Genomic DNA, 11849 nt, shown 5'->3' with positions numbered 1-11849 from the left:
GCGATGAGGGGTGCAATGATGAGTAAACGAGATTACTATGAGGTGCTGGGCGTTTCTAAATCCGCTACGAAGGAAGAGATCCGCAAAGCATACCGTACACTTTCTAAAAAGTACCATCCAGACTTGAACAAAGAAGCGGATGCGGAAGTAAAATTTAAAGAAGTAACAGAAGCATTTGAAGTGTTGAGCGATGAGAACAAAAGGGCCGAATATGATCAATACGGTCACAATGGGCCAGGTGCAGGCTTCGGTGGATTTGGCGGCGGAGGTGCAGATGGCTTTGGCTTTGAGGATATTTTCAGCACGTTCTTCGGTGGAAGTGCAAGGAGAAGAGATCCAAATGCTCCACAAAAAGGTAATGACTTGCAATATACAATGACAGTCGACTTTATGGATGCCATTTTCGGTAAAGAAACAGAAATTGATATTCCTCGCGAGGAAGAATGTGATACATGTGATGGCACGGGTGCGAAAAAAGGCACAAGCGTTAAAACATGTACGGAATGTAATGGTTCAGGTGAGGTTTCATTCGCTCAAAACACACCATTTGGTCAAGTTGTGAACCGCAGAACATGCCCTACATGTCAGGGTACAGGAAAAATTATTCCTGAAAAATGTGAAGCATGTCGTGGTAAAGGTCGCGTAACGAAAAACAAAGTCATCAAAATAACGATTCCGGCTGGAGTAGACCAAGGACAACGTCTACGGGTAGGTGGACAAGGTGAAGCAGGAATTAATGGAGGACCTCCTGGAGACTTGTACATCGTCTTTAATGTCCGTCCACATAAACGTTTCATTCGTGAAGAGGATGATATTATACTGGAATTGAACTTGACGTTCCCGCAAGCATCATTAGGAGACGAACTCGAAGTGCAAACGGTGCATGGCAAAGTGAAGTTGAAGATTCCAGCCGGTACACAAAACGGTACAACTTTCCGCCTTCGTGGCAAAGGGGTTCCAAACGTACATGGTCATGGAACAGGCGACCAACATGTGATCGTCAAAGTGACGACTCCGAAAAAAATGACGGAGCGACAAAAAGAATTATTGCGTGAGTTTGCATCAATTGAAGGGGAATCACCTGATGAGTATTCCAGCTCATTCTTCGATAAAATCAAACGCACTTTTAAAGGTGAATGAAAGGATTGACTAACTGTGAAATGGTCTGAAGTTTCCGTGCACACGACACATGAAGCAACTGAGGCAGTAGCGAACATCTTGCATGAAGCTGGCGCGAGCGGAGTCGTAATTGAAGATTCCGAAGAACCTGGAAAAGAACGAGTAGACCAATACGGTGAAATATATGCTTTAGATAGAGATGACTTCCCAATCGAGGGTGTCATTATAAAAGCTTATTTGCCTGTCACTAGTTTCATCAATGAAACAGTTGAAAATCTTGAATTAGAAATTGAAAGCCTTCGTCAGTTTTCATTAAATCCTGGACGCTTTACTATAGGCATTACAGAAGTGGATGAAGAAGATTGGGCTAACTCGTGGAAACAATACTTCCATCCGGTAAAGATCTCAAAGCGTTTCACCATTGTTCCTACATGGGAAGAGTATACACCAGTGGAATCTGATGAATTGATCATCGAATTGGATCCAGGGATGGCATTCGGTACGGGTACACATCCTACGACAGTCCTCTGTTTACAAGCGTTGGAAAAATACCTTCAACCTGATCAAATGATTGTGGATGTAGGAACAGGTTCTGGAGTCCTAGCAATCGGCGCTGCTTTACTTGGGGCAAAACATATTACCGCGCTTGACTTGGATGAAGTCGCTGTACGCGCTGCACAGGAAAATGTGACGTATAACGATGCAGATGATCGCATTACCGTCTTGAAAGGTAATCTTCTCGATTCGATAGAAGAACCGCCCGACATGATTATTGCGAATATATTGGCGGAAGTGATCATGTCGTTTTCCCAAGATGCATATCAACTCGTTAAACCAGGTGGATTATTTATTACATCCGGTATCATCGGTGCGAAACGGGACGAAGTGCGCAACGACTTGATGGCGCAAGGTTTTGAGATTTTGGAAACGGTTCTCATGGAAGATTGGGTAGCGATCATTGCGCGTAAGGGTAGTGAATAATCATGCAACGCTATTTTCTAAATCAACCATTTAATGAGCAGCGTCAAGTAGCAATCGGTGGGGATGATTATAAGCATATCGTCAAAGTAATGCGCATGACGCCAGGTCAGGAAATACTGACTGTCTATGATGGCGTAGCTTCGGTAGCGATGATCGACAGTATTTCTGAAGACATCGTTACCGTTTCTCAGCAGAGACAACTGGACAAAAATAACGAGTTACCGATAGCTGTAACGATTGCCTGCGGATTGCCTAAAGGCGATAAACTGGATTTGATAACGCAAAAAAGTACCGAACTCGGTATGAGTCGATTGATTCCTTTTGCTGCCAGTCGATCCATCGTCAAATGGGATGCTAAAAAAGGCGATAAACGTATCGAACGTTTGCAAAAAATTGCTAAGGAAGCCGCTGAACAAAGTCATCGTAACCAGATACCCGAGATTTTATCCGTCCAAAGCGTCAAGCAACTGATTACGTATACAGATTCCTTTGATGTCAAATTGTTTGCGGATGAAGAAGATGCGAAAAGTGATATGCCGCATAAGATTGCGGACCGTCTGAAAAACGTTTATCATGGACAATCGATAGTAGTTGTTTTTGGACCGGAAGGCGGATTAGCGCGGGAAGAAGCCGCTTTACTTCAAGATGCAGGTTTCCTCCCCGTGTCGTTGGGGCCTAGAATCCTACGCACGGAAACAGCACCTTTATATGTATTGTCCGCTATGTCTTATGAATTTGAATGAAAGAACTGAACAACTTATGTCTTCAGTTGCTATTCATACACTAGGCTGTGGGTTGTACATTTAAATATGATTGCGTCCTTACCCTGTGGCAACGTAGGGTAAGGTGCTTGGCAAAAACCACTTAAAATCACCATTTTAAGTGGTTTTTTCATTGTAATGATAGCGTGTCAGTGCAAATTGACTTTGAAAAAGAGACCTAAACGCAAATGTGTGCGTGATACATTTTATAAAAGTAATGGATTGCGCACGCTTATATAAAACAATGATATTATCAATTATCGTGTGAACAAAATTAGATAATGACTCGCGGCCGACTATAACCGATAAGGCTTGATGATCAACGTGGCTAGCTTGCTGCATCTCTTTGGTGATTAAAAAATGTTGAGCATTATCAACAAATACTGGACTAACGCGTTTCCTCACTTCCCAGTTCGAAGATTTATAAACAGCGCTTCATCACAACATGATGCCAAATTGTTTTCGATTAAGCACGTGTAAAGCTGGCTGATATGTTTGACGTTAAAGAATGATAGTTAGTCTACTTAACGCAAAATTTGGTTAGGAAGAAAGAATACCCTTAAAGTCAATAGGAAATAAGCGCGACTCATTAGCTATGAAAAAGTGAAAAGTTATATTTTCAATTCTCTGACCTCGGAAGTTACTTTGCTTTCTACTTTTATTACAGAAAGATTTCTTTTGGAGTACAATATTACACGAAACTTCAGATTTGTCACAAAATTTATTCATTTATTCCTGAATGTAACAGAGTTGGCTAGGCCTTAAGGTCTCGCTAGAAATATACTAAAAAAGTAACGCACGGCACAAATGGAAGGCTTTGTCGACTTTTTTACGAAATGTAAAACGAGACTCCTCAGCGCTTCTGCTAGTAAGGTCCCTTGTTTTCATCTTTTCCCTTTGAAAAACTAGGACTCCGGGAACACTTTTCAATTATGACAAAGGATAGTTTTTCCATTGGAATTTGTCACATGATTGTTATCCGCTTATTTTTTTACTTTGTTATTGTTGTAGATGCAGACGGGACATTGATAAATGATTCGTCGGAGAGCATCATTTCGGACGAACCTGTCTTGCCTTCAAGGAGGTAGATGTACATAGCAACTTAATAGAATGCATGGTGAATGTACGGTTAGAGTAATTGAAATTTTAATTTTTAAAAATCGAAGGGAGTTTGATGGTATTGGTTAAGGAAATAAAAAATCAAAACGAAAAAAACACGAACAAGAAATTGTTGCCGTTTGTAATGTCAACTTCAATGGTAACTGCTGCATTATTCGGAGCAGGAGCCGCGTCAGCCGATGAAAAGAGTGAGGTTACACAATTTAAAAATCATGGTGAAGAAGTTTCATCTTATGCAACGAGCATTCAGGGTTCACCCGAAAAAGGAAAAATAATGCGCACCATTGCAAGTAAAAAGTGGCAAGAAAAAGCAAAAGACGAAGATGAAACGGATGATCCTTTAGAGGAGGATGAATCAGATGACATTCCTGTAGATGGTGAAGTACCAACTGAAGATCCGGTCGATGAAGACGAAAACGCTGAACTTCCAATTGACGAAGAGGAAGCAGATGAGGATGCGATCGATGAAGACGAAAACGCTGAACCTCCAGTTGACGAAGAGAAAGCAGATGAGGATGCGATCGATGAAAACGAAAACGCTGAACTTCCAATTGACGAAGAGGAAACAGATGAGGATGCGATCGATGAAGACGAAAACGCTGACCTTCCAGTTGACGAAGAGGAAGTAGATGAAGATCCGGTCGATGAAGACGAAAACGCTGACCTTCCAGTTGACGAAGAGGAAGTAGATGAAGATCCGGTCGATGAAGACGAAAACGCTGACCTTCCAGTTGACGAAGAGGAAGCAGATGAGGATGCGATCGATGAAAACGAAAACGCTGACCTTCCAGTTGACGAAGAGGAAGTAGATGTGGATGCGATCGATGAAGACGAAAACGCTGAACTTCCAATTGACGAAGAGGAAGTAGATGAGGATTCGATTGATGAAGATGAAAACGCTGACCTTCCAGTTGACGAAGAGGAAGCAGATGAAGATGCAACCGATGAAGACGAAACGGAAATCGTAGAAGATTCATTAGAGGAAATAGAAGAGCCAGCTGACGAGAATATCATTGGGGATACGCCGTCAACTGACCAAATTACTGATGATACGATTATAACAGAAAATCTAGCGAATGAATATAGGTCTGTCATACAGAACTATAATAGTTTAATTGAATATTATGATTACCTCATCCAAGATCGTCTTGGTGGGATCTTGCCTCTTGAAGATGATATTGTAATCGAAGCACCTACTGAAGGCGACGACCTTGTGGCACTTCCCATTGAAGGTGAAGATGTAGAGGATGAAACAACAGACGAGGGTAATGACACACCAGAAGTTCCTGTTGGGGATGAAGAAGTAGCTGAAGACGCGACTACTAGCGATGACACACCAGAAGTTCCTGTTGGGGATGAAGAAGTAGCTGAAGACGCGACTACTAGCGATGACACTCCAGAAGTTCCTGCTGGGGATGAAGAAGTAGCTGAAGATGCGACTACTAGCGATGACACACCAGAAGTTCCTGTTGGGGATGAAGAAGTAGCTGAAGACGCGACTACTAGCGATAACGCTTTAGAAGTTCCTGCTGGGGACGAAGAAGTAGCTGAAGATGCGACTAATAGAGATGATACTATAGAAGTTCCTGCTGAGAATGATGAAGCAATTCAATCAACGGTTTGGGACAAGTTAGTCGGTTATTACCAGGAAGTCGTTATAGCTTACGATTCTTTATTTAGTTCATTAAAGAAATAAAACACGTATAATAAATTAGACTGACATAGCGATATGAGACACATATAAAACACATGATTAGGCTACCTGACACCATATTTTATGGGTGTCAGGTAGCCTAATTTTGCTTGGATACATTCTTCTTTATAATATATTCCGGTTAAAGTACTCACCAGAGGAAGAACAATCTAATGTTGTGTATTTTACCATACTCGGACAAGTACACCGTCCCGTTTTTCACACTTAGAGATAATCATGTTTTTGCACATGATTCATACCACACCGGGATCGGATTTAACCAATTTCCCATTCCTGATAATTGGATTCTTTACGACTACCCTCAGGTAGCTTTTTAATAAGTTTTAACTTTACTCTCGAGGAAAGCCGTGTTCGTACGTTCGCCAATTTCTAATCGTATCGACTAACAAACAGGACTTTTTTGAAGTTTGCAGACCGTTTTTTCTTTCTAGTAAGGTTGCGTTATGCCCATTATGCACGATTGTGATATTATAGTTTAAGTCGTGTTTTTTATTGATTGTAATGAAAGGATGAAAAATAAATATGAGTAACAATGAGCTTACGAAAACCGTAGCTTTTCATACGCTAGGTTGTAAAGTGAATCATTATGAAACAGAAGCTATTTGGCAACTGTTCCAAGAAGCAAACTATGAAAGAGTAGAGTTTGATCAGAATTCTAATGTCTATGTTATTAATACATGTACAGTAACGAATACCGGTGATAAAAAGAGCCGACAAGTGATCCGTCGTGCCATTCGTAAAAATCCAGACGCAGTCATCTGTGTAACGGGTTGTTATGCGCAAACATCACCAGCAGAAATTATGGCGATTCCAGGTGTGGATATTGTAGTAGGTACACAAGATCGTTCAAAACTACTTGGGCTGATCGACCAATTCCGTGAAGAGCGCCAACCGATTAATGCGGTGCGCAACATTATGAAAAACCGTGTCTACGAAGAACTCGACGTACCGTCATTCACTGATCGCACACGTGCTTCGTTAAAAATACAAGAAGGTTGTAATAACTTCTGTACATTCTGTATCATTCCGTGGGCTAGAGGATTAATGCGCTCACGTGATCCTGAAGAAGTGATTCATCAAGCACAGCAACTTGTCGATGCAGGCTATCTTGAAATTGTCTTAACAGGTATTCATACAGGTGGTTACGGTGAAGATCTAAAAGGCTATAACTTAGCTCGTCTGTTACGTGACCTAGAACAGCAGGTAAAAGGATTGAAGCGTCTACGTATTAGTTCAATCGAAGCGAGCCAATTAACAGATGAAGTAATCGACGTTTTACGTGATTCTACTATTATTGTACGCCACTTGCATATCCCCATTCAGTCAGGTTCAGATACTGTACTTAAACGGATGCGCCGTAAATATACAATGGAATTTTTCTCTGATCGTCTACAGCGCCTGAACGAAGCGTTGCCGGATCTCGCTATTACATCTGACGTCATCGTAGGTTTCCCGGGTGAAACGGAAGAGGAATTTATGGAAACCTATAACTTTATCCGTGACCATAAGTTTTCGGAACTCCATGTGTTCCCTTATTCGAAGAGAACTGGCACACCTGCTGCTCGCATGGAAGATCAAGTCGACGAAAGTGTGAAAAACGAACGCGTCCACCGTTTATTAACATTGAACGATCAATTAGCAAAAAATTACGCTTCTCGTTTTGAAGGCGAAGTACTCGAAGTTATTCCAGAAGAAAGCTTTAAAGACGACACTAATCAGGATCTCTATGTAGGCTATACAGATAATTATTTGAAAGTAGTCTTGCCTGCAGACGAAACGATGATCGGACAAATTATAAAAGTGAAAATTACGAAAGCGGGCTATCCTTACAGTGAAGGTCAACCTGTCCGTGTACTTACAGAAGAAAAAATAACGATTTAATATGGACCACCTGTAATGGGTGGTCTTTTTCGTGCAACGAAATGTAAGCTTTGTTATACTGAAAAAAACGGTACGTAAAAAAGGAGCGCTTTCATTGACTACAAACTATGCCGCTTATATCGATCATACGCTGTTAAAGGCAGAGGCAACAAAACAGCAAGTACTGGAATTATGTGAAGAGGCTAAGAAATATTCTTTCGCTTCAGTATGTATTAATCCGACTTGGGTCAAAACAGCTGCAGAAGCTCTTCAAAGCACGGAAGTAAAAGTATGCACTGTGATTGGCTTCCCTTTAGGTGCAAGCACGTCTGAAGTTAAAGCGTTTGAGACAAAAGACGCGATTGCTAACGGGGCCACGGAAGTAGATATGGTCATTAATATTGGTGCATTACAAAGTGGATTGCTTGAACAAGTACAAAATGACATTGCAGCCGTTGTAGAAGCCGCAAAAGGTAAGGCTTTAGTAAAAGTGATAATTGAAACATCCTTGCTGGACGATATCCAAAAACGTACAGCATGTGAACTAGCAGTGCTCGCAGGAGCGGACTTCGTCAAAACATCGACCGGATTCTCTACTGGCGGTGCAACTCCAGAAGACGTGAAGCTGATGCGTGCTGTAGTAGGACCGGCAATTGGAGTCAAGGCAAGTGGCGGTGTGCGCAGTGCGGAAGACGTAGATCGTATGATGGAGTCGGGTGCAACACGCATTGGTGCGAGTTCAGGTGTTTCCATCATGCAAGGCCTATCATCATCAGCCGATTATTGATTACGGTATAAGAGTAATTCATAAAACTTCTCATGATATTCTAATAGTTTTTATTGACCAAACAGAAAATATACGATATAATTTTATAGTACATAGCAAAGTGCTATGTTTCGAAGTGTGTGTTTGGAGGGAGGGACAAGAGATATGACTAAGACAGTCGTTCGCAAAAATGAATCACTTGAAGACGCTCTTCGCCGCTTCAAACGTACTGTATCCAAGAGTGGTACAATACAAGAGAGTAGAAAGCGTGAATTCTATGATAAGCCAAGTGTAAAACGTAAAAAGAAATCTGAAGCTGCACGTAAGCGCAAGTTCTAATTTCTGCCTACATTGAATTTTGATATTACCTACTAATGTAATTTCTTATAAACCGAAAATCCTTCCATGGATTTTCGGTTTATTTTATTGTCTGGAATTTACTGAGCCATTTATAGGAGTAGTTGGCGAAGGTCTAGGGGTGGGGATTGGCACTTCGGAGGGGACGCTTTTGAGGGTTCGCGGTGAGCCAACCAGTCGCAAGCTCCCTGAGTTGTCTCGCCTGTCGAACTGATCCTCTGGGAGTCGCCCCTCCTACGCGCCAATCCCTTGCAATGTAAATGGATGATACTTTTTGCTGTGCATTGAAGTTATGTTTATAATCTATTTTGAACTTGAACTTGAACTTGAACTTGAACTTAATTAAGTTTAAGCACAAAAATAATTCACTCACTAGCTCCGATGAATGTTCCAAGTATCTCCACTCAATGAGTGGGATGAAAGCGGAAGCTGGCGGTGACTCCCGATGGATCAGCCTGATCAGGTGAGGCAACTAAGAGAGCGAGAGCCGTCACGAAGAACGGCTTTTGCGAGTAAAAGCGAAGCGTTAGGAGCATATCTTTGCACTTGCGAACAGTTGGCTCACCGAAGGCCCATGGGAAAGCGTCCGCCATCTGGAGCTTCCATCCCTTCATAGACACTAATTCAGTCTTCTAATTCAACCCTCATCCTCTACAGCTTTAAACAAGGCTTCAACTATTTGCTCATTATTATCCATATATAATCCATATACTAACAAGCAATGACACACAGAAAGAAATACTTTTATTTAATTGCGATTAAATGAAACCAAATGCTTCTTCAAACGTAAATAGTAAGTATAATAGGCAGTAGAGAGAGGTGAGAAAATAATGTCTAAAATGATTAGGTCAGTTTTTCTGCTCATTTTATTCATCGGTACAATCGCGTTGCCTTTTATACACTCAGACGCAGCTGAAACAAAAGTATATCGCGTACCCCTTCACCAAGAAGTAGAAAAGGGGCTGCATGCATTCCTACAGCGTTCATTCAAAGAAGCCAAAGCTGAAGGTGCAGAGACGATTGTGTTGGATATAGACACTCCTGGAGGGTTTGTAGACGCCGCTGACCAAATTGCCAAGCTGATGAAAACGACTGATGATGTAAAAATCATCGCTTTCATCAACGATCGAGCGCTATCCGCGGGAGCTTTCCTTGCGCTCTATGCAGATGAAATCTACATGACACCAAACGGTTCGATCGGTGCTGCACAAGTCATCGATGGATCGGGAAATGCAGCGGAAACGAAAGCCAATAGTTATTGGTTGGCGCAAATGAAAAATGCCGCAAAGCACTCAGGCCGTGATCCACAATATGCACTAGCCATGGCAAATCCCGATATCGATCTGCCAGACTTACGTGCACAAAAAGGAGAACTTCTGACTCTCACTGCTGACGAAGCTGAACAAGTGAAGTACAGTGAAGGTACAGTGGCTACATTTGATGAGTTACTTAAGAAGCTAGATTTGGAAGGCGCGCAAGTTATTTCTACAACGGAAACGTTTGCAGAGAAAATGGCGCGATTCATCACCCATCCGGTCGTAGTCCCGATTTTACTTTCCGTTGCAAGTCTCGGACTGATTGTTGAATTATATTCACCAGGCTTTGGTGTGCCGGGAAGCATGGGGTTAACCGCTCTGTTTTTATTCTTCTACGGACACACAGTAGCGGGTCTTGCGGGTTATGAAACATTGTTATTATTCCTGCTCGGCGTCGCCCTTATAATTGCCGAATTCTTTGTTGCAGGGGGGATAGCGGGGATCTTCGGAATCTTAGCTATCATAGGAAGTATTTTATTGGCAGGCACAAACTTGGCATTCATGGCAATCTCGGTGCTAATTGCGATAGCCGTAGCATGTATAGGAGTAGTGGTTATTATGAAATTCTTCGGTAAAAAACTTCATCTGTTGAACAAAATCATTTTAATGGATACGATGGATACGGAAAGCGGTTACGTCTCCAACAAAAATCGTAATGAATTGTTGCAGAAAGTTGCCACAACCATTACACCACTTTATCCATCAGGTGTCGCCGAGTTGGACGGTGAACGAATCGATGTAGTATCAGAAGGTCGTTATATCGAGAGTGGTAAACAAGTAGTTGTCGTAGCAGTAGAAGGTTTCAGAATTGTAGTAAGAGAGAAGAAAGAGGAGGAACAAGGCTTATGATGGGACTAGGAACAATCGGACTGGTAGCTGCAGTCTTCATTATCATCATCGTACTGGCGGTATTCTTTACATTTGTGCCAGTCACGCTATGGATTTCCGCAATGGCGGCAGGCGTACGGGTAAGTATCTTCACGTTAGTCGGTATGCGTTTACGTCGGGTTATCCCGAGCCGGGTAGTTAACCCGTTAATCAAAGCACATAAAGCGGGTCTAACAGTATCAATCAACCAGTTGGAAAGCCATTACTTGGCAGGTGGTAACGTAGACCGCGTTGTAAATGCATTGATTGCTGCGCAACGTGCGAACATCGACTTGACTTTCGAAAGAGCACAAGCAATTGACTTGGCAGGACGTGACGTTTTGGAAGCAGTTCAAATGTCCGTTAACCCGAAAGTAATCGAAACACCATTTATCGCAGGTGTTGCGATGAACGGTATCGAAGTGAAAGCGAAAGCTCGAATTACAGTTCGTGCAAACATCGACCGTCTAGTCGGTGGTGCAGGTGAAGAAACTGTCGTTGCGCGTGTTGGTGAAGGTATCGTATCGACAATCGGTTCTTCTATTAGCCACGCAAAAGTACTGGAAAATCCGGATATGATTTCCCAAACTGTTCTGAAAAAAGGTTTGGATTCAGGTACAGCGTTTGAAATTCTATCGATTGATATTGCCGACGTGGATATCGGTAAAAACATCGGAGCGGAACTTCAGACTGAACAAGCGATGGCAGATAAAAATATTGCCCAAGCAAAAGCGGAAGAACGTCGTGCGATGGCTGTTGCAAGTGAACAAGAGATGAAGGCGAAGACTCAAGAGATGCGCTCGAAAGTTGTGGGTGCGGAAGCCGAAGTACCTTTAGCTATGGCAGAAGCTTTGCGTTCAGGAAATATCGGAATCATGGATTATATGAATTATAAAAATATCCAAGCAGATACAAGCATGCGGGATTCTATCAGCAAAACAGGTTCGGATCAACAACCAAAGAAAGATTAATTATAACGAGATGAATTC

General features: G+C 42.1%; 9 protein-coding genes. All 9 read left to right on the top strand.

Annotated elements, in window-relative coordinates:
* Positions 1 to 18: 18 nt before the first annotated feature.
* The 9 genes from dnaJ (at position 19) to floA (ending at position 11831) form a co-directional block, all read left to right on the top strand.
* Positions 19 to 1140: a molecular chaperone DnaJ gene (dnaJ, locus tag CSV75_RS04980; protein ID WP_099631652.1), complete on the top strand. Its 1122-nt coding sequence runs from the start codon at positions 19 to 21 to the stop codon at positions 1138 to 1140.
* A gap of 15 nt (positions 1141 to 1155) precedes the next feature.
* Complete coding sequence (gene prmA, locus CSV75_RS04975) at positions 1156 to 2100, top strand: 50S ribosomal protein L11 methyltransferase (protein WP_099631653.1); 945 nt, start codon at positions 1156 to 1158, stop codon at positions 2098 to 2100.
* 2 nt (positions 2101 to 2102) lie between these two features.
* A complete protein-coding gene (locus CSV75_RS04970; protein ID WP_099637315.1) occupies positions 2103 to 2843 on the top strand; it encodes a 16S rRNA (uracil(1498)-N(3))-methyltransferase in 741 nt (246 codons plus the stop codon).
* Between the two features lie 1198 nt (positions 2844 to 4041).
* Complete coding sequence (locus tag CSV75_RS04965) at positions 4042 to 5676, top strand: hypothetical protein (protein ID WP_144034765.1); 1635 nt, start codon at positions 4042 to 4044, stop codon at positions 5674 to 5676.
* Between the two features lie 540 nt (positions 5677 to 6216).
* Entirely contained in the window at positions 6217 to 7575 is a 1359-nt protein-coding gene (mtaB, locus tag CSV75_RS04960) for a tRNA (N(6)-L-threonylcarbamoyladenosine(37)-C(2))-methylthiotransferase MtaB (protein ID WP_099674980.1), read from the top strand.
* Positions 7576 to 7669: 94 nt separating this feature from the next.
* Positions 7670 to 8341, top strand: coding sequence for a deoxyribose-phosphate aldolase (gene deoC / locus CSV75_RS04955; RefSeq protein ID WP_099675338.1), 672 nt, complete (start codon positions 7670 to 7672; stop codon positions 8339 to 8341).
* Positions 8342 to 8485: 144 nt separating this feature from the next.
* Positions 8486 to 8659 carry a 30S ribosomal protein S21 gene (rpsU, locus tag CSV75_RS04950; RefSeq protein WP_029054680.1) on the top strand — a complete coding sequence of 58 codons (174 nt, stop codon included), beginning with the start codon at positions 8486 to 8488 and terminating at the stop codon, positions 8657 to 8659.
* 848 nt (positions 8660 to 9507) lie between these two features.
* Complete coding sequence (locus tag CSV75_RS04935; protein ID WP_099674977.1) at positions 9508 to 10842, top strand: NfeD family protein; 1335 nt, start codon at positions 9508 to 9510, stop codon at positions 10840 to 10842.
* On the top strand, positions 10842 to 11831 hold the full coding sequence (floA, locus tag CSV75_RS04930; RefSeq protein WP_099630343.1) for a flotillin-like protein FloA: 990 nt from the start codon (positions 10842 to 10844) through the stop codon (positions 11829 to 11831). Before CSV75_RS04935 ends, floA begins: the two co-directional genes overlap by 1 nt.
* Positions 11832 to 11849: the final 18 nt, after the last annotated feature.

It is taken from the genome of Sporosarcina sp. P18a (assembly GCF_002743135.1).
Lineage (GTDB): Bacteria > Bacillota > Bacilli > Bacillales_A > Planococcaceae > Sporosarcina.
Note: the sequence above shows the minus strand (reverse complement) of the source record. Positions and strands in the feature narration are given on the sequence as shown.

What these genes read in the sequence shown, in the direction of transcription:
- dnaJ (WP_099631652.1), top strand. Translation starts at nt 19, where the DNA reads ATGAGTAAACGAGATTACTATGAGGTGCTGGGCGTTTCTAAATCCGCT.
- CSV75_RS04970 (WP_099637315.1), top strand. Translation starts at nt 2,103, where the DNA reads ATGCAACGCTATTTTCTAAATCAACCATTTAATGAGCAGCGTCAAGTA.
- mtaB (WP_099674980.1), top strand. Translation starts at nt 6,217, where the DNA reads ATGAGTAACAATGAGCTTACGAAAACCGTAGCTTTTCATACGCTAGGT.
- rpsU (WP_029054680.1), top strand. Translation starts at nt 8,486, where the DNA reads ATGACTAAGACAGTCGTTCGCAAAAATGAATCACTTGAAGACGCTCTT.
- CSV75_RS04935 (WP_099674977.1), top strand. Translation starts at nt 9,508, where the DNA reads ATGTCTAAAATGATTAGGTCAGTTTTTCTGCTCATTTTATTCATCGGT.
- floA (WP_099630343.1), top strand. Translation starts at nt 10,842, where the DNA reads ATGGGACTAGGAACAATCGGACTGGTAGCTGCAGTCTTCATTATCATC.